The sequence below is a fragment of the Pseudomonas sp. LBUM1641 genome, from assembly GCF_059716235.1.
This window is the reverse complement of sequence record NZ_CP166815.1, coordinates 3,708,100-3,730,784: the sequence shown is the minus strand read 5'-3', so window position 1 is coordinate 3,730,784 and position 22,685 is coordinate 3,708,100. Positions and strand designations below refer to the sequence as shown.

Here is a 22,685-nt window from a genome sequence, read left to right as displayed (position 1 = left end):
GACGCCAAGCGCTCATGTACAAAGACCTGAAGTTCCCGGTTCTGATCGTACACCGCGACATCAAGGCCGACACCGTTGCCGGCGACCGCGTCCGGGGCATCGCCCGGGAGCTGGAACAGGAGGGCTTCAGTATCTTTTCGGCGGTGGACTACGCTGAGGGCCGCCTGGTGGCTTCGACCCATCACGGCCTGGCCTGCATGCTGATTGCCGCCGAGGGCGCCGGGGAAAATACCCATCTGATGCAAAACATGGTGGAGCTGATCCGCCTGGCGCGGGTGCGGGCGCCGAACCTGCCGATCTTTGCCCTTGGTGAGCAAGTCACCCTGGAAAACGCCCCGGCCGACGCCATGAGCGAACTCAACCAATTGCGGGGCATTCTTTACCTGTTTGAAGACACCGTGCCGTTTCTTGCGCGGCAAGTCGCACGAGCCGCGCGGGCTTACCTGGATGGCCTGCTGCCACCATTCTTCAAGGCGCTGGTGCAGCACACGGCGGATTCGAATTATTCCTGGCACACCCCCGGCCATGGCGGTGGCGTGGCCTATCGCAAAAGCCCGGTGGGGCAAGCGTTTCATCAGTTCTTCGGGGAAAATACCCTGCGTTCGGACTTGTCGGTGTCGGTGCCGGAATTGGGCTCGCTGCTGGACCACACCGGCCCGCTGGCCGAGGCCGAGGCCCGGGCGGCGCGCAACTTCGGGGCGGATCACACGTACTTCGTGATCAATGGCACGTCCACGGCCAACAAGATTGTCTGGCACTCGATGGTTGGCCGGGATGACCTGGTGCTGGTGGACCGCAACTGCCACAAGTCGGTGCTGCATTCGATCATCATGACCGGCGCCATTCCGCTGTACCTGTGCCCGGAGCGCAATGAACTGGGGATCATCGGGCCGATTCCCCTGAGCGAGTTCAGCCCCGAGTCGATCCGCGCCAAGATCGAGGCCAGCCCACTGACCCGAGGGCGACCGGCCAAGGTCAAGCTGGCAGTGGTCACCAATTCCACCTACGACGGCCTGTGCTACAACGCCGAGCTGATCAAGCAGCAACTGGGCAACAGTGTCGAGGTGCTGCACTTTGACGAGGCGTGGTACGCCTACGCGGCGTTTCATGAGTTCTTCGCCGGGCGCTACGGCATGGGTACCTCGCGCACGGTCGACAGCCCGCTGGTGTTCACCACGCACTCCACCCACAAGCTGCTGGCGGCGTTCAGCCAGGCGTCGATGATCCATGTGCAGGATGGTGGGGCGCGCAAGCTCGACCGCGACCGCTTCAACGAAGCGTTCATGATGCACATTTCCACCTCGCCGCAGTACAGCATCATCGCGTCCCTGGATGTGGCGTCGGCAATGATGGAAGGGCCGGCGGGGCGGTCGTTGCTGCAAGAGATGTTTGACGAGGCCCTGAGCTTTCGTCGCGCCCTGGCCAACCTGCGCCAGCACATTGCCGCCGAAGACTGGTGGTTTTCCATCTGGCAGCCGCCGCTGGTGGCGGGCATTGACCGGGTGGTGACGGCGGACTGGCTGCTGCAACCCCAGGCCGACTGGCATGGCTTTGGTGATATCGCCGAAGACTATGTGCTGCTGGACCCGATAAAAGTCACCCTGGTGATGCCCGGCCTGAACGCCGGCGGCGCCTTGAGCGAGTGCGGAATCCCCGCCGCAGTGGTCAGTAAATTCCTCTGGGAGCGTGGGCTGGTGGTGGAAAAGACCGGGCTGTATTCGTTCCTCGTGCTGTTTTCCATGGGCATCACCAAAGGCAAGTGGAGTACCCTGCTCACCGAATTGCTGGAATTCAAGCGCAGTTATGACGCCAACGTGAGCCTCGCCAGTTGTTTGCCCTCGGTGTTTCAGCAGGGCCCGGCGCGGTATCAAGGGCTGGGGTTGAAGGACTTGTGTGACCAGTTGCACAGCTGTTACCGCAGTAATGCCACGGCCAAGCACTTGAAGCGGATGTATACGGTCTTGCCGGAAATCGCCATGAAACCGTCCGACGCCTACGACCTGCTGGTCAAGGGCGAAGTCGAGGCGGTGTCCATCGACGCTTTGCCAGGACGCGTTGCAGCAGTCATGCTGGTGCCTTACCCACCGGGCATTCCGTTGATCATGCCGGGTGAGCGGTTCACCGAGTCGACTCGCTCGATCATTGATTACCTGGCGTTTGCCAGGACGTTCGACAGTAGTTTCCCCGGCTTTGTCGCCGATGTTCATGGACTGCAACACGAAGATGACGGCAATGGTCGCTGTTACACCGTCGATTGCATCAAGGGTTAAGAATGTTTATGCAAGCTGTAATGAACCCGAAGTACCCGGGTCTCAGTGTCCGTGTGGCTGATGAGGGATTTGACGCCTACGTGTGGGGTAACGACTTCAGCTTTGAGGTCAACGCCTACGGTGTGCCGGAAATGGGCAAGCGCGTCGACCAGTGGGCGGTGGAGCGTATCGTGCCGTACCGCAAATGCTACGGCATCGACCCCGAGGAATTCGCCAGCTTCCGTGACGCGGCCGACAGTGCCGTGTTCATGGCGTACCTCGATGACCGGCCCGTTGGGCACATCGTGGTCAGCACCAACTGGAACGGCTTTGCCCATGTGGACGAGCTGGCGGTGATCCTGCCGGCGCGGCGCTACGGGGTGGCCAAGGCGTTGCTGGACGTAGCGCAATTCTGGAGCCGCAAGAAAAACCTGCCGGGGATGATGCTGGAAACCCAGAACAACAACCTCGGTGCGTGCCGGTTGTATGAGCGCTGCGGATATGTGATGGGCGGGATCGACCACCTGCGTTATCGCGGGATTGATCCGCAGACCCGTGAAGTGGCGATTTTCTGGTATCGGTTGTTCAAGACAGAACTGGAAGCGGTCTGAGCTTCACCGATCAACTGTAGGAGCTGCCGAGCTATAGCGAGGCATCTCCTGCATTCGATTTGCGCAAGCCGAGTGCTTGCGATCAAACACCCAACCCCCAGACTTCCCCGAACCCTGTGGGAGCCGTCGAGCCCCAGCGAGGCCGCGATGGCGGTGTGTCAGGCAACCTCTTTATCGACCATGCCACCGCCTTCGCAGCCTCGCCAAGGCTCGACAGCTCCCACATTCACGGAAGCGTACTGGTCAGCAGGCTTTCCGCCTTCTCGGTGACAATCTCCAGCAGCGCATTCAAGGCGGGCGACGCTTCGCTGTCCTTCAGGGTCAACGCATACAAGGTCACCCCAATCGGTGGTGACAACGGGCACGCATCGAGCCCGGCTTCCCGTGCACCGGTGGCGGTGAACGGGTCGACAATCGCCAGGCCTTCCCCGGCTTCCACCATGCTGCGCATCATCTGGTACGTCTGCACCCGGGTTTGCACTACCGGCAGCGGGCGCAAGGCTTGCAGCTTGCTGTCCAGCAGGCGGCTCAGCGGGTCCTGGCCTTCAAGGCCGATCATCGACTGCCCGGCCAACTCCTGTAGCGCGATGTACTTCTGCCGAGGCTTCAGCCAGCCATGGGGCGCGAGCAATTGCAGTTTGCCGTGGGCCAGTGGCGTGCTGTGGATCTGCGGATGTTCCGGGTCGTGCAGGCTCAGGCCAAGATCGGCTTCGTGCAGCAGCAGGCTTTTGACGATGTCCCGGGTGGAGTGGCTGGAGAGGTTGCACGGCGTATCTTGAAAACGTCGGCGTAGCACCGCAATCGCCTGGGGCAACAATTGATTGGCCAGCGGCGGGGTACACAGTGCGCGCAAGGGCGGGGCATGATGGTGTTTCAGGCTGCTGGCCAGGCGTTGCACCGGCTCAAGGGCGGCATAGAGGCGGGCGATTTCACCCTGCAGCTCGAGGGTTTCCCGGGTGGCCTGCAAGCGTCCGCGCACACTGGCGAACAGCATGAAACCCAGCTGCAACTCGGCATCCTTGAGGGTCGCGTCCACATCGGCCACGGGGAGTTGCAACCATTCGGCGGCGGTGCCGAGGTGTCCGGTCTGCAAAATCGCTTGAATGACTTCGATATGACGTAAACGCATGGCCGGAGTCTATGTTCAGTACGACGTGGATTCAATGGCTTAGGCCAGGGTGTGGAAAAAAGACCCTGCGCGGGAACGGCCCAACTAGACTTGCACGATCAAGTCCCTTGGCGCCTGCAACCAACAGGTCATACAAAGGGCGTATCAATCAGGGGATCCACGGGGGAGCCTTATCGATGCTCGGTAAAACAGACACACGCGGGTTTTCGTTGTGGGACCTGCTGGTGGTGGTACTGATTGTCGGCGTGCTGGCGATTGCGGTGGGGCCGCGGATCTTCGGCGACGTGACTCAGTCGGAAATCGCCACGGCCAAGGTCCAACTGAAAGAGCTGGGCAAGGCGGTCGAGCAGTTTCATCAGGATGTGGGGCGTTATCCTACCGACGACGAGGGTCTGGCGGTGTTGACTGTTCAGCCTGCGGGGGAAGGGAAGTGGCGGGGGCCCTATCTCAAGGATGAGGCCATGCTGACAGACCCCTGGGGCGTGGCCTATCAGTACCACTGTCCTCCCAGCCAGGCCAAAACCAACTTTGATCTGTTCTCGTTCGGCAAGGACCGAACACTGGGAGGCGTCGGCGATAATGTTGATATCGCCTATGGGGAATAAGGTCTTATGAAGCGTGGGTCGTCGCGGATTCGCGGGTGATGATGGTGCCCGACTGAATCAATCTGAATTCATCGCCATCCAGTTTTTCTACGCGGTCGCCAATGGCCAGCTTGTAGGTGGTGGTGGGCGCCGATCCAGCCAGGCCGTCGAGGGGCGGGTTGGATTCCTGGAACTCATGCACCGAATAAACGCGACCTTCTGCGTCTCTGGCATGGAACTGTCCGACAAGTACTGCTGCCATCTGTTTAGAACCTCTGGAGATAAACACTCGATTTGCGGTTCTGTAGACCGTAGGAGAGCGGGGTAGTTTACCTATTGAAAAAAAATACTATTCGTTGACTTTTTCAGACATTACTTACAAGTCCATCTGCGGCGTAAACGTCCCTGGGGATTGCAAAAACGCGCTGGTGATCGCGCCGGCCAGGCTCTATAACTACAAGTTCCTTAAGTCAGAAACCGGGAAACCTCAATGAGCAAGGTCTACACGATTGCCGTACTGGTCGGCAGCTTGAGAAAAGAGTCGATCAACCGCAAGGTCGCCCTGGCATTGGCCGAGTTGGCGCCTGCCAACCTCAAGTTGAACATTGTCGAAATTGGCGATTTGCCGCTCTACAACGAGGACATCGACGGTGCTTCACCGCCGGCAGCCTACAGTACTTTCCGTCAACACGTGCGTTCATCCGACGCGGTGCTGTTTGTGACTCCCGAATACAACCGCTCCGTGCCGGGTGTATTGAAGAATGCGATTGACGTCGGTTCACGTCCTTATGGCCAAAGTGTCTTCAGCGGCAAGCCCGGCGCGGTGATCAGTGTGTCGCCTGGCGCCATCGGCGGTTTTGGGGCCAATCATCATTTGCGCCAGTCGCTGGTGTTCCTTGATGTGCCGTGCATGCAGCAGCCGGAAGCCTACCTGGGCGGCGCGGGCAGTGTGTTCGACGAGTCGGGGAAGGTGTCGGAAAAGACCAAGCCGTTTTTGCAGGCGTTTATCGATGCCTACGGCAAGTGGGTGGAAAAACAGAGCGCATAAGTAACCTGTAGGAGCGAGCTTGCTCGCGAAGATCGTTAACGATGACGCGGGCTATTTGAACGCTCGCGTCGCCTGGACGTTCTTCGCGAGCAAGCTCGCTCCTACAGTGGCAGGACTTATCTGAGCCAGTTGGTCCGCGCCAGCTCGATCACTTCATCACCACGCCCGCTCATCACCGCCTTGAGCATGTACAGGCTGAACCCCTTGGCCTGTTCAAGCTTGATGCTCGGTGGCATCACCAGTTCTTGGGTGGCGGTGACCACGTCTACCAGCACCGGGCCGTCATGGCCCAGGGCGCGGCGCAGGGCCGGTTCGAGGTCTTCGGATTGCTCGACACGAATGCCGAGGATGCCCATGGCGTTGGACATGGCGGCAAAGTCCGGATTCTTCAGCTCGGTGCCGGTGTCCAGGTAGCCCGCAGCTTTCATCTCCATGGCGACAAAGCCTAGGGACGAGTTGTTGAACACCACCAGTTTCACCGGCAGGTTCAACTGCGCCAGGCTGATGAAGTCACCCATCAACATGGTAAAGCCTCCGTCCCCGGACATCGAAATCACCTGGCGACCGGGAAATGCCGCTTGTGCGCCGATGGCCTGGGGCATGGCGTTGGCCATCGAGCCGTGGTTGAACGAGCCGATCAACCGACGCTTGCCGTTCATTTTCAGGTAGCGCGCTGCCCACACCGTAGGCGAGCCAACGTCGGCGGTGAAAATCGCATCGTCGTCCGCCAGCTCACTGAGCAGGCGCGCGACGTATTGCGGATGAATCGGCCGACCCGCCTTTGACGGTTCCGCCAGGTCGTCCAAGCCTTGGCGCGCTTTTTCATAATGCTTGAGCGAGGTTTCGAGGAAGCTGCGATCCGTCTTGCGGGTCAGGCGCGGCAACAGCGCTTGAATCGTCTCGCTGACGTCGGCAGCAATCCCCAAGTCCAGCGTGGCACGCCGGCCCAACGCCTGCGGGTTGCGGTCGACCTGGATGATCTTCGCGTCAGTCGGGTAGAACTGGCGGTACGGGAAGTCAGTGCCGAGCATGATCAGCGTGTCGCAGTTGAGCATGGCGTGGTAACCGGAGCTGAAGCCGATCAGGCCGGTCATGCCGACGTCGAACGGGTTGTCCCACTCCACATGCTCTTTGCCGCGCAGGGCGTGAACCACCGGTGCGCCGAGGGCGTCGGCCAGGGCTACCACTTCATCGTGGGCGCCGGCACAGCCGCTGCCGCACAGCAGGGTGACTTTGCCGCTGTTTTCGAGGATCTCAGTGAGGCGTTGCAGGTCCTGTTCTGCTGGCAGGGTGCGCGGCGCCAGCAGGGCCGGCCACGGTTTGAACTTGTCTTCCACTTCCAGCAACGACACATCGCCCGGAATCACCACCACCGCCACGCCGCGATTGAGGATCGCCGAGCGCATGGCGCGGTGCAGCACGTGGGGCATCTGTTCGGGGTTGGTCACCAACTCGATGAAGTGACTGCACTCCTTGAACAGTTCCTGGGGATGGGTTTCCTGAAAGTAGTTCAGGCCGATCTCGGTGGAGGGGATCTGTGCGGCGATGGCCAGTACCGGCACATGGTTGCGATGGCAGTCGAACAGGCCATTGATCAAGTGCAGGTTGCCTGGGCCGCAGCTGCCGGCGCATACGGTCAGTTCACCGGTGGCCGCCGCTTCGGCACCGGCGGCAAACGCGGCCACTTCTTCGTGGCGCACATGCATCCACTCGATGCTGTCCATGGTGCGCAGGGAGTCGGTCAGGCCGTTGAGGCTGTCGCCGGTCAGGCCCCAGATGCGCTTGATGCCCGCCTGTTCAAGGGTGGTCGCCAATTGCTGGGCCAGGGTGATTTTCGCCATGAAGAACTCCAATCGTCAGTGAGTGTAAAAAGCTGCTGATCAGTAGAGGACAGTTCCATGGCGCTGAATGCTCCCCGCTCAATATGAAGAATTGGTCATCGCAGCGCGATATTGGCGGGTGCGCCGGGCGATAAACAGTTGGTCTTTGATCAACGCCAGCAGTGGCGCCACCCCAGGTTTCGGCTGGCGGCCACGGCTCAGGCGGCGTAGCTGATAACGCACCACCGCCATGGTCGCCAGGCTGGCCAGGGGTTTGCGATTCCAGCGGATGGCCGGCAGTTGCGGGTTGAGATCGCGGCCTGCGCGCCATTGCTTGATCAGGTGCGGCTCCAGGGTCAGGGCGGTGGCGATTCCGGCCATGGCGATGCCACTGTCCAGGACTTGCTGGACAATCGGCAAGCGCCGGACGCCGCCGGTGACCATCACCGGCATGCTGGCGACTTTCGCCAGGTCGCTGGCCATCTCGATGAAATAGGCTTCGCGGGCCAGGGTCCGTCCGTCGCGGGCTTCGCCTTGCATGGCCGGGGCTTCGTAGCTGCCGCCGGACAACTCCAGCAGGTCGATGGCCAGTGGGTTGAGTAACTCGACCACGGCGCGGGCGTCGGCGGCATCAAACCCGCCGCGCTGGAAGTCCGCGGAGTTGAGTTTGACGGCCACGCAGAAGTCCGGGCTCACGGCGGCGCGCACGGCCGTGATCACTTCCAGCAGCAGACGCGCGCGGTTCTCAACGGTACCGCCCCAGCGGTCCATGCGCTGGTTGCTCAAGGGCGAGAGAAACTGGCTGAGCAGGTAGCCGTGGGCCGCATGAATCTGAGCACCGCTGAAACCGGCTTTTTCGGCAAGATGCGCGCTGGTGGCGAAGCGCGAGATTACGTCCTGTATATCTTCCTCGGTCATCGCCTTGGGCTGGGCGAACATCTTCGAGAAGCCGCCGAGGTCGAGGGGAACGGCCGAGGGCGCCATTGCTTGCTGGCCGAGATTGGCCATGGTCTGCCGGCCCGGGTGGTTGAGCTGGACCCAGAATTGCGCACCCTTTGCCCGGCCAATCGCGGCCCAGCGGCGAAACTCGTCCAGGTGGCGTTCGTCTTCCAGCACCACGCCGCCGGGGCCGGTCATGGCGCGGCGGTCGATCATCACGTTGCCGGTCAGGATCAGCCCGGGTTCGCCTTCGGCCCAGGCTTGATACAGGCGCATCAAGGCCTCGGAAGGCGCCTGGTTGACCTGCGCCATGTTCTCTTCCATCGCCGCCTTGGCGATGCGGTTACTGATGACCTGGCCGTTGGGCAATTGCAACGCTTCAAAGGGCGACATGCTTGACTCCTCACAAAGGGAGCGCTCAGGCTAAGCTTAAAGGTCACTTTAAGGTCAATGGGGTCGGCGATGAATATTGGTGAACTGGCGGAACGCAGTGGGCTGGCGGCCTCGAAGATTCGTTTTTATGAGGCTCAGGGGCTGATCCAGGTTGAGCGGCAAGGCAACGGATACCGTCGTTATTCGATGCAGACACTGCAGGCGCTGCAATTGATCCAGGGCGCACAGCGGGCGGGTTTCAGCTTGCAGGAATTGAAGGCGCTGATGCCGGACGACTCACCGAGTGAGGCCAAGCGGGCGCAGATGGTCTTCAGGCTGGAGCACAAGATTATGCAAATAGAAGAGCTTCAGGCGCGTATGGACCAAAGCAAGGCAGAGTTACGCGCAGTGATCGCAACGATCCAGGCGCACCCGCAAGGCACGCCTTGCACCCAGGCGCAGGAGAAAGTCTGGGCCTCAATCGAGGCGCATAAAAAAACGCCGCGCATCTGACGATACGCGGCGTTTTTCTGACCGGAAATTAAGCCTTAGGCTTGAATGACCGGGATGTTGGCGTTTGCAGCAGCTTCACGGAACTCGGCGATCTGGTCAAAACTCAGGTAGCGATACACGTCGCTGGCCATGGTGTTGATCTTCGCGGCGTATTCCATGTACTCCTCGACGGTCGGCAGGCGACCCAGGATGGAAGCCACCGACGCCAGCTCAGCCGAAGCCAGGTAGACGTTTGCGCCATCACCCAGACGGTTCGGGAAGTTACGGGTCGAAGTCGACACAACGGTCGAGTTCGGCTCTACACGTGCCTGGTTACCCATGCACAGCGAGCAGCCCGGCATTTCCATGCGCGCGCCAGCCTTGCCGTAGATGCCGTAGTAGCCTTCTTCGGTCAGTTGGTGAGCGTCCATCTTGGTCGGCGGCGACAGCCACAGACGGGTTGGCAGCTGACCCTTGACCTGATCCAGCAGTTTACCGGCAGCGCGGAAGTGACCGATGTTGGTCATGCACGAACCGATGAACACTTCGTCGATCTTCTCGCCAGCAACGCTGGACAGCAGACGGGCGTCGTCCGGATCGTTTGGCGCGCAGAGCACAGGCTCCTTGATGTCGGCCAGGTCGATTTCGATGATTTCAGCGTATTCGGCGTCGGCATCGGCAACCATCAGCTCAGGGTTGGCAACCCAGGCTTCCATCGCTTGGGCACGACGTTCCAGGGTACGCGCATCGCCGTAGCCTTCACCGATCATCCAGCGCAGCAGGGTGATGTTGGAGTTCAGGTACTCGGTGATGGATTCTTTCGACAGCTTGATGGTGCAACCGGCAGCCGAACGTTCAGCCGAGGCGTCGGACAGCTCGAAAGCCTGTTCGATGCTCAGGTTGTCCAGGCCTTCGATTTCCAGGATGCGGCCGGAGAAGGCGTTCTTCTTGCCTTTCTTCTCTACGGTCAGCAGGCCAGCCTGGATCGCGTAGTAAGGAATGGCGTGAACCAGGTCACGCAGGGTGATACCAGGCTGCATTTCGCCTTTGAAGCGCACCAGGATCGATTCCGGCATGTCCAGTGGCATAACGCCAGTGGCTGCGGCGAACGCTACCAGGCCGGAACCGGCCGGGAACGAAATGCCCATTGGGAAACGGGTGTGGGAGTCACCACCGGTACCGACGGTGTCCGGCAGCAGCATACGGTTCAGCCAGCTGTGGATGATGCCGTCGCCTGGACGCAGCGATACACCGCCACGGGTCATGATGAAGTCAGGCAGGGTGTGGTGGGTGGTCACGTCGATCGGCTTAGGGTAAGCCGCGGTATGGCAGAACGACTGCATTACCAGATCGGTCGAGAAGCCCAGGCACGCCAGGTCTTTCAGTTCGTCACGGGTCATAGGACCGGTGGTGTCCTGGGAGCCGACGGTGGTCATCTTCGGTTCGCAGTAGGTGCCTGGACGAACGCCAGCCACGCCGCAGGCCTTGCCGACCATTTTCTGCGCCAGGGTGTAGCCCTTGTCGCTTTCAGCCGGAGCTTCCGGCAGTTTGAACAGGGTCGAAGGCGGCAGACCCAACTCAACGCGAGCCTTCTCGGTCAGGCCACGGCCGATGATCAGCGGGATACGACCGCCAGCACGGACTTCGTCCAACAGGACCGGGGTCTTCATTTCGAAGGTGGTCAGGACTTCATCGCTGTTGTGCTTGGTGACTTTGCCAGCATGCGGGTACAGGTCGATCACGTCGCCCATGTTCATGTTGGTGACGTCGAATTCGATTGGCAGTGCGCCAGCATCTTCCATGGTGTTGTAGAAGATGGGAGCGATCTTGCTGCCGAAGCAGAAGCCGCCAGCGCGCTTGTTCGGCACGAAAGGAACGTCGTCGCCGAAGAACCACAGCACCGAGTTGGTAGCCGATTTACGCGACGAACCGGTACCGACCACGTCACCGACGTAGGCGATTGGGAAGCCTTGGCCACGCATTTCTTCGATCTGCTTCATCGGGCCGGTTTTGCCTTGCTCATCCGGCACGATGCCTTCACGGGCCATTTTCAGCATGGCCAGGGCGTGCAGCGGGATGTCAGGACGGGACCAGGCGTCCGGGGCAGGGGACAGGTCGTCGGTGTTGGTTTCGCCCGTCACCTTGAACACGCGCAGGCTGATCTTGTCGGCCAGGGTCGGGCGGTTCTTGAACCACTCGCCGTCGGCCCAGGACTGGATCACGTCTTTGGCGTGCTGGTTGCCGTTCTTGGCTTTTTCCGCGACATCGTGGAAGGCATCGAACATCAGCAGGGTGTGCTTGAGTTGGGCGGCAGCGACGGGAGCCAGGGTGGCGTCGTCCAGCAGCTCGACCAAAGTCACGATGTTGTAGCCGCCTTGCATGGTGCCGAGCAGTTCAACAGCGCGTTTCTTGTCGATCAGAGGGGAAGTGGCTTCGCCCTTGGCCAGGGCAGACAGGAAACCGGCCTTGACGTAGGCAGCTTCGTCAACGCCTGGTGGAATGCGGTTGGTGATCAGGTCAACGAGGAATTCTTCTTCGCCAGCCGGAGGATTTTTCAGCAGCTCGACCAGGCCTGCGGTTTGTTCGGCGTTAAGCGGCTGGGGAACAATACCCAGGGCTGCACGCTCTTCGATATGTTTGCGGTAGGCTTCAAGCACAGTTATTACCCTCATCAGTGGTCCCACGGGACGCTCATCCAGAAATGCACGGCACGCATGCGCTCAGGGGCTTTTTGGGCCGTAGAGCCAGCGCTGCCGGCAATCCTCACAGAAGCTGCTTTCAAAGTTTTACGCCTGCAGAACGGAGCTGATGAGGGTTGGCGCTGGCTATTTACCGGGTAAATAACCATCGCCAACACCGTTCTTTAGGAACGACTGTGCTCGTGACGCTTTGAAAACAGCTTCCAACGGATTATTGGCGCCTTACAAGGCCGGATGATTCTACGGCAAAAAATTTCTAAACGTAAGTTGCCTTGCCAAGTTTGCAGGGTGATCAACCTTAGACAAAGGGCTAACATGTGTAACTGTTTCGCTGATTTGTGCGTTGTCGATCATGTCTAATCAAACCATCAAGACCCCTTGCGTAGGCCTGTGCTCCACGGTTTACGGCGATCTTGTGTGCCGGGGGTGTAAGCGGTTTCACCATGAGGTGATTCAGTGGAACGGTTATAACGAGGAAGAAAAACGAGCGGTTTGGCTGCGGCTGGAGCAGTTGTTGGTGCAGGTGATGGCCGGGAAGCTTGAGGTGTTTGACCCGAAAATGCTGCGTGGGCAGTTGGAGCAGCGCAAGATTCGGTTTGTGCCGCATCAGTCGGAGTACTGCTGGGCGTATCAGTTGATTGCCCGGGGGTCGAGGGTGATTACCCATCTGGAGGCGTATGGCATGGTGCTGATGCCGGAGTTTCGGGAGTGGGGGTTGCCGGATTTGCGGGATGCGATTGACCGGGAGTTTTTCATTTTGTCTGAGGCGCATTATCAGCGGTATATCGCGCCGGGGTTTTTGCGGGATGCTTTTGGGGGCTGACTGTGTACATATCCGTTTTTTCGGTCATGGCGGCTTATGGTTCCGCTCTTACAGCGGGTCACTTTTGAAAAGCCGGAATGCCGGCCCAGTCAAAAGTAACCAAAACGCTCTGCCCCGCCTGTCGGCGCCTCGCCTAGGCTCGGCGTTCCCTCACTCCGGCATTGCTCCGCGGGCCGCCGCGACGGGCCATCCATGGCCCGGCGCGGCTAAACCGGCGTCCTGCCGGTTTACCCGCTCCTCAATACCTACGTTCGGCCTCGGGCTGAATGGGGCAGTCAGATCAAGATCAAAAGCAAGAGCACAGCGGCCTACAGGCCGGCTTGAGTGGTAAAAGCAAAAGCAAAGCTGCTTTTCTGTTTTCTGTAGGAGCGAGCTTGCTCGCGAAAAACCTGAGATCGCCGCGTTCATCCAGAATGCCAACGTCATCGTTAACGACCTTCGCGAGCAAGCCCGCTCCCACATTTGGACCTTGCCCGTTTTAGCTTCTGATTTTGCTGTTGCTGTTGCTGTTGCTTCACCACACTCAAGCCGGCCTGTAGGCCGCTGTGCCCTTGATCTGCTTTTGATCTTGATCTTAGGCGCCCCGTTAAACCACGCTGGCCGAACGTAGGCAGTACGGAGCGGGTAAACCGGCAGGACGCCGGTTTAGCCGCGACGGGGCAGGGACGCCCCGTCGCGGCGGCCCGCTTCGTGCTGCCGGAGCTGAGGGCACACCGAGCCCAAGCGAGGTGCCGAGTGGTGGGGCAAGAGCCTTTTGGTTACTTTTGGGCTCTTTTCAAAAGTGACCCGCTGTAAGAGCGGAACCCATACAAGCCATCACCCAAAAACGGATATGCCCCCAACAAAAAGCATCACCCATTAGCCAGCTCTTCCAGGTGATCCATCAACTCCTGCGGCTTAAGCACCAACACATCACTGTCCACCGCATCCAGCACTACCTCCGCCGTATTCCCAATCAACGCCCCGGTAATCCCCGTACGCGCCACGGTACCGATAATGGTCACCGCCGCCTGCCACTTATGCACCGCATGAGGAATCAACACATCCGCCGGCCCTTCCTCGATATGCAGATGCGTGTCGTCAATATCAAACTCCGCCTGAAACGCCTTGCACTGCTCACGATACCGCGCCTCGATCGTCTCCTTGAGCTGAAACACCGGATCCGCCGCCGACAGCATCGGCGATGGATGCGCACTGATCACATGCAACTGCGCCTTGGCCAGGCTCGCGATATCAAACCCATGATCAATGATCGAGTTATGCAACGCCTGATGCTCCGCATCGGCATTCCCCACATCAATCGCCGCCAGAATCACCCCGCCCGCCCACGGCGTGGACGTCTTCACCAGCAGCACCGGGGTAGGGCAGTAGCGCATCAGCTTCCAGTCGGCAGGCGTCAACAGCGCTTTTTTCAGCGGGCTATCTGCAAAGTGCTGCTTGACCACCAACCCACACCCCTCTGCCTGCTGCACCTCGATGATGGTTTCATGCAGGCTGTCATTCCACGCCTGTTCGGTGGTGACGCTGTAGCCATCCTCCTGCAAACCGGCCTTCAGCAGGCTCAACATCGCCGAATGCTCATGCCTCTTGTCACACACCAACAAATGCAAATGGGCCCCGGTAACGCCGGCAATCAGCTTGGCGCGCTTAAGGGCCAGGCTTTCCGAATGCTCGGGCTCAATGACCACCAGGATGCTGCGGATGGCTTGCATGGTCGGGTTCTCCAAAAAAGGGTGGGCGTGGAACAACTATAGTTGCTGCTCGGCACACGTCATGTTGATGCACATCAAGCCCGGTGGCTGGCGGTCTGCGGCGCGGTCGGTATAATCGCCGGCCTTTTGTGAATCTTTGCCCGTGAGCCCGATGAACCTGCCAGAAATCCACGAATTCCTCGGTTGCCGCACCCCCGACGGCTGGGTCCAGGCCGCGTTGGCCGACCAGGAAACCTTGCTGATCGACCACAAGAACTGCGAATTCAAGGCCGCCAGCACCGCCTTGAGCCTGATCGCCAAGTACCATTCCCACGTCGACCTGATCAACCTGATGTCACGCCTGGCCCGGGAAGAACTGGTGCACCACGAGCAAGTCATGCGCTTGATGAAGAAGCGCAAGATCGAGCTGCGCCAGCTGTCCGCCGGCCGCTACGCTTCGGGTCTGCGCAAAGTGGTGCGCAGCCATGAACCGGTCAAACTGGTGGATACCCTGGTGGTCGGCGCGTTTATTGAAGCCCGCAGTTGCGAGCGTTTCGAAGCACTGGTGCCGCATTTGGACGAAGAACTCGGCAAGTTCTACTTCGGCCTGCTGAAAAGCGAGGCCCGGCATTTCCAGGGTTACCTGAAACTGGCTTACCAGTACGGTGACGTCAAGGACATCGCCCAAGTCATCGACCGCGTGCGCGCCGCCGAGCAGGAACTGATCGAATCACCGGACGTCGAGTTCCGCTTTCACAGTGGCGTGCCAGCCTGACGCAACCGCTGCACCGATCAGCGCGGTGATCCCGGCGAGTATCAGGATCACCGTCTGCGTCCCCAGCGGCGCCGCCAGCAAAGCAATCAACAACCCGGCCAGTGGCTGCGAAAGGTTGTTAAGCAAGGTCAACACACCCACCGTCTTGCCAAAGTCCTGAACCGGGATTATCCGCTGGCGGGTGCTGCGGATGTACACGTTGAACATCTTGTCGAAGCCGGTCAGCAGCAGGAAACCCACGGCATAAGCCCACACATTCGGGCTGAGGGCGGTGATCAGCGCACCCACGGCAATCATCGAATACGACAGACCGCCCAGCACCTTGAGCGGCAGGGACGCGCGCGCCAGATTGAACAGAATGGCGATGGTCACCACGGCGCCCGCCGCCTGCAGCCCGGCGTAGGTGTCCTTGCCGGCGGCGTATTGACCGATGACCATGGCGGCCGACGTGGCCAGGGTGACGCCGATGATCAGGTTCACGCCCACCGCCAGCGCGATGATCTTCTTCAGCTCCGGCAGGTCGCGGATGTGGCCGAAGGCAATGCGCAGTGGTTGCAGCCAGATGTCATGGTGCTGCTCGAAGGTCTCCAGGTTGACCGTGGTGTTGCGCTGCCAGATCAGCATCGCCAGGTCTGCCAGCAGGAACAGCCCGGCAATCCCCAGCACAACCCAATGCCAGGCCCAGACTTCCAGCATCAGCGCTGCCACCAAGGGCCCCAGCACCAACCCGGTCTGGTCGGCAATCTGCGAATAGGACAAGGTCTTGGCGTAGGTGTAATGCTTGAAGATATGCGGCATCACCACTTCCCGGGCCATGATGCCCTGGGTGGTCAGCACGCCACACAGCGCCGAAAGAATGACAATCCAGTAGATTCCTTCAAACACCCCATACAGCAGCACCGCCAGCACGCAGGCAACCGCCCGGTAAACCTGGCTGATATGCAGGATGCGAACGGGAGAAAACTTGTCGCACAACGCGCCACACACCGGGAATGACAAAAAGCGCGGCAGTGACTCGACAAAAAACGCCAGCCCGGCCCACGACACACTGTTAGTGGTCTGGAACACGATCAACGGCACGATGAACAACAGAATCTGGTCGGCCAGGCGTGACAGAAACAGTGAAATGAAGAAAGCCAGGTAATCCTTGCGCATCGTGTGCTCGTGTCCTTGAGTCAAATCGTCGTCAGTAGCCGGAGCCAGATGTATCCGTGAGGTTGTGGCGCTCATCGCCCTTGAGCGGCGGGTTGAATACGCTGACCAGCACCAGGTCCTGATCCTTTCCGCCCCTTAGATAATGGCAGTCGTGTTGGTCCAGCGCATAGATATCGCCGGGGCGGATCGGGTAGACATTGCCGTCCATATCTTCGACCTCACCCTCACCGGCGATGCAGTAGCAAGCCTCCAGATGATTACGGTATTGCAGCAGCGACTCAGTGCCGGCGCGCACGACGGTGTGGCAGACGGTATAACCCATCCCGTCCTTTTCCGTCAGCAGCCGATGGCTGGTGCCGGCGCCCCATTCGACAAAGTGCGCGGTGTTTTCTATGTCTGATTTATGACGAACGAACATGATCCTCTCCCGCTATGTAGGTGAAGGGCCATGATTCTCTTGTGAGTGTGGCGTTGTCATCAGCGACACTTCCGAAAAGCGGGTGGGGCGCGCCTGTCGGACGGTGCCGAGTTAAAGACTGCGGTGAAACTGTTAAAAACTCTTAAAAGCATGAAGCTTCGTCGGCCAGTGATGGCCAGCTGCTTTAGTCTGCCTGCTTGCCCCCTATAATGCCCACACTTCAACCCGCGCGTGCACTGGAATTTTATGGATAACTTGGGTCTCGGCAAGGTATTGCTCGTGGAGGACGATGAGAAGCTGGCAGGGCTGATCGCCCATTTCCTGTCCCAGCATGGCTTCGAGGTGCTGGCCGTGCACCGTGGCGACTTGGCGCTGGCGGCCTTCCTGGAGTTCAAGCCCAAGATCGTCGTGCTCGACCTGATGCTGCCCGGCCAGAGCGGCTTGCATGTGTGTCGCGAAATTCGCAATGTGTCCGACACGCCGATCGTGATCCTCACCGCCAAGGAAGACGACCTGGACCATATCCTCGGCCTGGAGTCCGGCGCCGACGACTATGTGATCAAGCCGATCAAACCGCCCGTGCTGCTGGCCCGCCTGCGTGCCCTGCAACGCCGCCAGACGCCGGAACCCACGGTGCGCGGCGCCCTTGAGTTCGGCCGGCTGACCATCGATCGCAGTTGCCGGGTGGTAAACCTGGGCGGCGAGAAGATCGACCTGACCACCATGGAGTTCGAACTGCTGTGGTTGCTGGCCAGCGCCGCCGGGAAAATCCTCTCCCGCGATGACATCCTCAACCGCATGCGCGGGATTGCCTTTGACGGGCTCAATCGCAGTGTCGACGTGTACATCAGCAAGCTGCGCGGCAAGCTCAATGACAACCCCCGGGAGCCGGTATGCATCAAGACTATCTGGGGCAAGGGTTACCTGTTCAATCCGTTCGCCTGGGAGATTTAGATGTTAAGGCTGTTTCTGCGTCTGTATATCATCCTGGCCATTGGTTTGGCCGGGGCGATCTGGCTGGTGAACTACACCTTCGATGAGTTGCTGCCGGAGGCCAACGAAACCTATAACCGCGAAGCCCTGCGCGGCCCGGCCTATGGGCTGCTGGAACAATTGCGGCCAGTGACCGGTGAAGCGCGGGCCGCGCGCCTGGCGGAGTTGCAACCGCACTATGGGCTGCTCCTGGCACTGGTGCAGCAGGACACGCTGAAACTGACCGAACGTGAACAGCAACTGCTGGCCGGCGGCGAGTTGGTGGTGCGCGGCGATTTCATGGAATTCATCGCCAACATCGACGGCGGCAAGCAACTGCTGGAAATCAAGCTGCCGGAAGAGCCCAAGTGGCTCTACCTGTGGGCGTATGGCTTCCTTGGCGTGTGCCTGGCGATCGTGCTGTATTTCTGGGTACGCCCGCATTGGCGCGACCTGGAGCACATTCGCCTGGCAGCCCAGCGCTTTGGTGACAACGACCTGGGTTCGCGCATCCTGTTGCCGCGCCGCTCCACCGTGCGTGAGCTGGCGGGGCACTTCAACCAGATGGCCGAGCGCATCGAAAGCCTGATCGCCAATCAGCGCGAGTTGACCAACGCGGTCTCCCACGAATTGCGCACGCCGATTGCGCGGCTGTCGTTTGAACTCGACCAGCTAAAACAACAGGCCGACCCACGGGAGAGCCGCGCGCTGATCGCCGACATGTACGCCGACCTCGGCGAGCTGGAAGAAATGGTCTCGGAACTGTTGACCTACGCCAGCCTGGAACGCGGTGCCACGCAGATCACTCGGGAAAGCATTGAGGCCCACAGCTGGCTCGACAGCGTCATCGGCAGCGTCGCCCTGGAGGCCGAGGCGGCCGGGGTGCAGTTGCTGCTGCGCACCTGTGAAGTCGATTACATCCGCATCGAGCCGCGCTTTATGGCCCGGGCGGTGATCAATCTGTTGCGCAATGCGATTCGCTACGCCGACCGGCGTGTGGAAGTGTCGCTGGTGAAGTTTGGTGCCGGCTATGAAGTGCGGGTGAATGACGATGGGCCTGGGGTGCCGATGGAAGGGCGGGCGAAGATTTTCGAACCGTTCCTGCGCCTCGATGCCAGCCGCGACCGCCGCACCGGTGGTTTCGGCCTTGGCCTGGCGCTGGTGCGGCGGGTGTGCCAGTGGCACGGCGGGCAGGTTGAAGTGCTGGATTCGGAGTGGGGCGGGGCGTCGTTCCGGATGACCTGGGCGTATGCCGAGTAACCCTCCAGGAGCCATGGAGATCAAATGTGGGAGCGGGCTTGCCTGCGATAGCATCACCGGTGTCTAACTGAAAGACCGAGGTGCCTGTATCGCAGGCAAGCCAGCTCCCACATTTTGATTGGGTTACCAAAATTAGAACGTGTACTCGACCATCCCCATCACCGACGTCTGCAACCGCCGCTCCACGATCGGGCTTTGCCCGGCCTTGTCCGCCAGGTACTGCACATCCAGCAGCGTCGAAAACTGGGTGTGCTCACTGATCGGCAAACTCCACACCAGGTTCATTCCGTTGCTGATATTGCCGCCGCTGGCCTTGTAGGCCTTGAAGCGGCTCTGCGCGGCCTGGCCGGTGGTGACGCCGTACCAGGTCTGCAGGTAGTTGCTGTCGCCAAAATGGCTGCTGAGGCTGGCGTCCAGCGAACCGTAGTCGCCGTCATACAGGTTGGTGCCCAGGCTCAGTTCCAGATGGGTGAAGGCCTTGCCGGAATCCTTGCGATCATCTTCTTCGAGCGCATGTTCCAGGGTGGCGCCGACAATCACACCGCCCAGGTTATAGCTGCCACTGACGCCCACCTGGGCGCGGGTCTTGATTTCGCCCATGCCTTTGAGTTTCTTCGAGCCCGGGCGCCCGCTCTTGCTTTCATCCTTGCGATTGCCACTGGCGCCGACGTAGGCGCTGAAGCTCGCGCCGCCGCCTTCATAACCCCAGCCCAGGCCTTTGTCGGTGTCGAGGAAAACGCCCCACGGGCTGACGATGGCCGCCCCCAGCACCGGCGCGGTCACCCGCTCGTCGCTGCCGCTGTAGCGGGGCAGGTTGGCCACGCCGGCCTTGAGGGTGTATTCCCAGTCGTCGGCCAGCAGGGTGTCGGCGCTGGCCAGCAGGCACAGCGACGTCAGGGACAGGCAAAGGTTTTTTGAACGCATGATGGTCTTCATGTGAGGTCAGAGACTCAAGGGGTTGTGGGGGAAATCCGTACGTTTGAACTGGTAGCCGGAGGCGCTCAGGCCATTGATCTGGCGGCTCACGGTGTCCCCCAGGCCATAGCCGTTGCCGGCCAGTACCGCGTGGGCGTTGTCCACGGGCAGCAGGATGTAGTCGGTCAGCGGCTCGTTGTGCAGTTGGCCGCGGATCACCAGGAAGCCGTTTTCCAGGCGTACGCTGATGCCGCTCAAGGGCGCGTCGGGTTCGTGGGTGTTAAGCACTTGATAGGTGCCGATGGTGTCGGCCCAGGCGGTGCTCAGCGGGGTCTGTTCGATGCGTTCGCCCACGGGCACACGCTGGCCATGGCTGCGGGCGGTGAGCATCTGGCGGCCTTGCACCGTCACCACATCCAGCTGCACGCGGCCCAGTTCGCCCAGGTCCTTGAGCCAGAAACCGAGGGATTTCTGCTGCGCCCGCAGCCAGCCCTGGCCGTCACGCAGCAGTTCGAAACGGGTGTCGGCCAACTCACCATACAACTGACCGTTTTCGTCCTTGATACGGAAAATGCCCCACGCCGTGGCGTAGAAACCGGCCAGGCGCTTGCGGTCGATGGCGGCGGGCACCTGGCGGATTTTCAGGCCGTGGGCCGGCTGTTGGCAGTCGTCGGAACACACCGGGTCGCCGGTCTGGGCCTGAAGCATCAGGCGCAGGGTGTCGGTGGTCAGGGACACCACCATCTCTTCGGCGCTGCTGTCGTTGGCCATCACAATAACGGCCAGTTGCTGGTCCGGCAGCATCGTCAGTTGAGTGGCGAAATCATCCCCGCCACCGCTGTGCTGGAAGGTGCGTATCCCGGGGCCGACCGGCTCATCACCACAGGGCGCGAGAAACCACCCCAGGCCCATCTGGCAGTCGAAGTCCAGGGCGTTCCCGGTATTTTGCTGGGTGAACATTTCGTCAATCGACTGGCTGCCCACCACCTGTTTGTCTTTGTAGCGGCCTCGGGCAAAGAGCATTCGCACGTAGTGGCTGAGGTCTTTGGGGCTGGCCCACAAGCCACCGGCGGCGAGGTCACGCACCTGGGCGTCGGGGCTGACGGTGCCGTCTTCATAACCCAGGGCCCGGAAGCTCAGTTGCGCGCCGGTGCCGACGAAGCTCGACTGGTTCATCTCCAGGGGCTTGAGCAGGCTGCTTTGCAGGCGGTTTTCAAAGTCTTGCCCGCTGCTGCGCTCAATGGCGGCACCGACCAGGGCGTAGCCGAGGTTGGAATACGCCACTTGGGTGCCCGGTGGAGTGCTCAGCCAAACGCCCGAAACACGCATCGGCATCTGGCCCATGGCGAAGGTGTTGCGCACATCCCGCAGGTGTTCACTGGGCAGGCCCGACTGGTGGCTGAGCAGGCGGCGCAGAGTGATGTCGCGGTCGGCGGCGGCCTGGTCGGAATGAAAGCGCGAGCGTACGTAGAACTCCCGCAGGGTGTCCTGGATCGGGGCATCGAGGGCCAGGCGCTGTTGCTCCGCCAGTTGCAGGGCCGCGGTGGCAGTGAGCAGTTTGGAGAGGGCGCCGGCGCGGAACGCCGTATTGGGGGTTACCGGTTTGCCCAGGGCTTTGTCGGCAACGCCGAAGCCGTGGGCCCAGATCAGTTCCTGGCCATTGACCAGGGCGATGGACAGGCCGGGTATGTTTTGCCTGGCCATTTCAACCGGAATGCGTTTTTGCAGGTAGCGGATGATTGCGCTGTAGTCGCCCTTGGGGATGGGCGGCGGGGCCGGCGGTTGGCCGTGGCAGCCGAGACTGCCCAGCAGGAAACCCAGCAGCGGAATACTGCGCAATGTGCGAAACATGAGGAGCACCCGAGGGGTGGTTTGGATGCTCGAATGCTAGGGGCGGGCCGTCCATGAGTCTTTGTGAGCTTTGTCGGGAAAGTGTCAAAGACTGTTAATGGGGCCACCCTGGCGGGTTTACTTCATTGCCGCAGCTCCAGCATCAGCTATACCTAATGCTCAGCGCATCCTCAATGTCAGCCAAGGAGTATCACGATGAAACTGGGAATAATGATCAGCACCGTGTGCATTGCCACGATCGGGGTGATGGGGTGTTCCAGCAAGGTGACGCAGCCGGACGAATACTCCGGGTTTCTCTCCGACTACAGCAACCTTAAGGAAGCCAAGTCGCCATCGGGCGCGGAAGTGATGCGCTGGGTCGACCCCAACCTGAGCCTGAGCCGTTATAACGCGGTGTACATCGAGCCCACCCAGTTCTACCCCAAGCCGCAAGCCAGCACCAAGATCCCTGAAAGCACCTTGCAGGGCATCAGCACCTACTACAGCCAGGCGCTCAAGCGCGAACTGGAAAAATCCCTGCCACTGGCGAATGGGCCAGGCCCGGGTGTGATCGTGGTGCGGGCGGCTATCACGGCGGTCAGCAGCAAGACCGAAAGCCTCAAGCCGTATGAGTACATACCTGTCGCCCTGGTCGCCGCAGCAGTCAGCACCGGCACCGGGATTCGTGACCAGGAAACCACCTTGGGCACCGAAGCCCAATTTCTCGACGGTGCCAGTGGCAAGGTGATCGCCCAAGTCGTGCGCAAAGGCACCGGCAAGCCATTGTCAAACGACTCCCAGGTGATGAAAGCCGATGACGTGAAAAGCGTCATCGACGGCTGGGCGTCGGACCTGCATCAATCGTTTTTGAAGCTTAAAAAGGGCTAAACCCCAAACGCTGCG

At 60.5% G+C, this 22,685-nt stretch carries 20 protein-coding genes; 10 read left to right on the top strand and 10 right to left on the bottom strand.

Features of this window, described 5'->3' with window-relative positions:
- Positions 1 to 14: 14 nt before the first annotated feature.
- Positions 15 to 2,270: an Orn/Lys/Arg family decarboxylase gene (locus ACA046_RS16905; RefSeq protein ID WP_497674446.1), complete on the top strand. Its 2,256-nt coding sequence runs from the start codon at positions 15 to 17 to the stop codon at positions 2,268 to 2,270.
- Between the two features lie 20 nt (positions 2,271 to 2,290).
- The gene (locus tag ACA046_RS16900; protein WP_497677094.1) at positions 2,291 to 2,860 is read left to right on the top strand and encodes a GNAT family N-acetyltransferase; all 570 of its coding nucleotides are present in this window, start codon (positions 2,291 to 2,293) and stop codon (positions 2,858 to 2,860) included.
- Between the two features lie 226 nt (positions 2,861 to 3,086).
- On the opposite strand, the gene ACA046_RS16895 is transcribed toward ACA046_RS16900, so the two are convergent.
- Positions 3,087 to 3,989, bottom strand: a complete 903-nt coding sequence (locus ACA046_RS16895; protein WP_459028885.1) for a LysR substrate-binding domain-containing protein — start codon at positions 3,987 to 3,989, stop codon at positions 3,087 to 3,089.
- A 176-nt stretch (positions 3,990 to 4,165) separates the two neighbouring features.
- On the opposite strand from ACA046_RS16895, the gene gspG reads away from it, so the two are divergent.
- Positions 4,166 to 4,594 carry a type II secretion system major pseudopilin GspG gene (gene gspG, locus ACA046_RS16890; protein ID WP_497674445.1) on the top strand — a complete coding sequence of 143 codons (429 nt, stop codon included), beginning with the start codon at positions 4,166 to 4,168 and terminating at the stop codon, positions 4,592 to 4,594.
- 4 nt (positions 4,595 to 4,598) lie between these two features.
- Here the strand turns inward: gspG and ACA046_RS16885 are convergent, their stop codons facing one another.
- Complete coding sequence (locus ACA046_RS16885) at positions 4,599 to 4,835, bottom strand: hypothetical protein (RefSeq protein ID WP_076013376.1); 237 nt, start codon at positions 4,833 to 4,835, stop codon at positions 4,599 to 4,601.
- Between the two features lie 228 nt (positions 4,836 to 5,063).
- Here ACA046_RS16885 and ACA046_RS16880 point away from each other — a divergent pair, with 228 nt between their 5' ends.
- Complete coding sequence (locus tag ACA046_RS16880; RefSeq protein ID WP_497674444.1) at positions 5,064 to 5,621, top strand: NADPH-dependent FMN reductase; 558 nt, start codon at positions 5,064 to 5,066, stop codon at positions 5,619 to 5,621.
- Positions 5,622 to 5,737: 116 nt separating this feature from the next.
- Here the strand turns inward: ACA046_RS16880 and poxB are convergent, their stop codons facing one another.
- Both poxB and ACA046_RS16870 read right to left on the bottom strand, forming a co-directional pair.
- Positions 5,738 to 7,462, bottom strand: coding sequence for a ubiquinone-dependent pyruvate dehydrogenase (gene poxB / locus ACA046_RS16875; protein WP_497674443.1), 1,725 nt, complete (start codon positions 7,460 to 7,462; stop codon positions 5,738 to 5,740).
- A 78-nt stretch (positions 7,463 to 7,540) separates the two neighbouring features.
- On the bottom strand, positions 7,541 to 8,773 hold the full coding sequence (locus ACA046_RS16870; protein WP_497674442.1) for an NADH:flavin oxidoreductase/NADH oxidase family protein: 1,233 nt from the start codon (positions 8,771 to 8,773) through the stop codon (positions 7,541 to 7,543).
- A 69-nt stretch (positions 8,774 to 8,842) separates the two neighbouring features.
- Between ACA046_RS16870 and ACA046_RS16865 the strand changes: the two genes are divergently transcribed.
- On the top strand, positions 8,843 to 9,265 hold the full coding sequence (locus ACA046_RS16865) for a MerR family transcriptional regulator (protein ID WP_497674441.1): 423 nt from the start codon (positions 8,843 to 8,845) through the stop codon (positions 9,263 to 9,265).
- 35 nt (positions 9,266 to 9,300) lie between these two features.
- On the opposite strand, the gene acnB is transcribed toward ACA046_RS16865, so the two are convergent.
- Positions 9,301 to 11,901 (bottom strand): bifunctional aconitate hydratase 2/2-methylisocitrate dehydratase, encoded by a 2,601-nt coding sequence (gene acnB, locus ACA046_RS16860; RefSeq protein ID WP_459029295.1) that lies wholly within the window; start codon positions 11,899 to 11,901, stop codon positions 9,301 to 9,303.
- A 394-nt stretch (positions 11,902 to 12,295) separates the two neighbouring features.
- On the opposite strand from acnB, the gene ACA046_RS16855 reads away from it, so the two are divergent.
- Positions 12,296 to 12,766 (top strand): DUF1289 domain-containing protein, encoded by a 471-nt coding sequence (locus tag ACA046_RS16855; RefSeq protein WP_076013382.1) that lies wholly within the window; start codon positions 12,296 to 12,298, stop codon positions 12,764 to 12,766.
- An 851-nt stretch (positions 12,767 to 13,617) separates the two neighbouring features.
- On the opposite strand, the gene uspL is transcribed toward ACA046_RS16855, so the two are convergent.
- A complete protein-coding gene (gene uspL / locus ACA046_RS16850; protein ID WP_459028897.1) occupies positions 13,618 to 14,478 on the bottom strand; it encodes a universal stress protein UspL in 861 nt (286 codons plus the stop codon).
- Between the two features lie 151 nt (positions 14,479 to 14,629).
- On the opposite strand from uspL, the gene ACA046_RS16845 reads away from it, so the two are divergent.
- Positions 14,630 to 15,232 carry a MiaE family protein gene (locus tag ACA046_RS16845; protein WP_459028899.1) on the top strand — a complete coding sequence of 201 codons (603 nt, stop codon included), beginning with the start codon at positions 14,630 to 14,632 and terminating at the stop codon, positions 15,230 to 15,232.
- Here the strand turns inward: ACA046_RS16845 and ACA046_RS16840 are convergent.
- Both ACA046_RS16840 and ACA046_RS16835 read right to left on the bottom strand, forming a co-directional pair.
- Positions 15,188 to 16,387, bottom strand: a complete 1,200-nt coding sequence (locus ACA046_RS16840; protein ID WP_497674440.1) for an MFS transporter — start codon at positions 16,385 to 16,387, stop codon at positions 15,188 to 15,190. The genes ACA046_RS16845 and ACA046_RS16840 overlap by 45 nt on opposite strands.
- 31 nt (positions 16,388 to 16,418) lie before the next feature.
- Positions 16,419 to 16,805 carry an ectoine synthase gene (locus tag ACA046_RS16835; protein WP_178904123.1) on the bottom strand — a complete coding sequence of 129 codons (387 nt, stop codon included), beginning with the start codon at positions 16,803 to 16,805 and terminating at the stop codon, positions 16,419 to 16,421.
- A 246-nt stretch (positions 16,806 to 17,051) separates the two neighbouring features.
- On the opposite strand from ACA046_RS16835, the gene ACA046_RS16830 reads away from it, so the two are divergent.
- Positions 17,052 to 17,759, top strand: a complete 708-nt coding sequence (locus ACA046_RS16830; RefSeq protein WP_497674439.1) for a winged helix-turn-helix domain-containing protein — start codon at positions 17,052 to 17,054, stop codon at positions 17,757 to 17,759.
- The gene (locus tag ACA046_RS16825) at positions 17,760 to 19,037 is read left to right on the top strand and encodes an ATP-binding protein (protein WP_459028904.1); all 1,278 of its coding nucleotides are present in this window, start codon (positions 17,760 to 17,762) and stop codon (positions 19,035 to 19,037) included. It begins immediately after the preceding gene.
- Positions 19,038 to 19,169: 132 nt separating this feature from the next.
- Here the strand turns inward: ACA046_RS16825 and ACA046_RS16820 are convergent, their stop codons facing one another.
- Positions 19,170 to 19,973, bottom strand: a complete 804-nt coding sequence (locus tag ACA046_RS16820; RefSeq protein ID WP_459028906.1) for a MipA/OmpV family protein — start codon at positions 19,971 to 19,973, stop codon at positions 19,170 to 19,172.
- Positions 19,974 to 19,979: 6 nt separating this feature from the next.
- Positions 19,980 to 21,803 carry a serine hydrolase domain-containing protein gene (locus tag ACA046_RS16815; protein WP_459028908.1) on the bottom strand — a complete coding sequence of 608 codons (1,824 nt, stop codon included), beginning with the start codon at positions 21,801 to 21,803 and terminating at the stop codon, positions 19,980 to 19,982.
- Between the two features lie 195 nt (positions 21,804 to 21,998).
- On the opposite strand from ACA046_RS16815, the gene ACA046_RS16810 reads away from it, so the two are divergent.
- Positions 21,999 to 22,670: a DUF3313 domain-containing protein gene (locus ACA046_RS16810; RefSeq protein WP_459028910.1), complete on the top strand. Its 672-nt coding sequence runs from the start codon at positions 21,999 to 22,001 to the stop codon at positions 22,668 to 22,670.
- Positions 22,671 to 22,685: the final 15 nt, after the last annotated feature.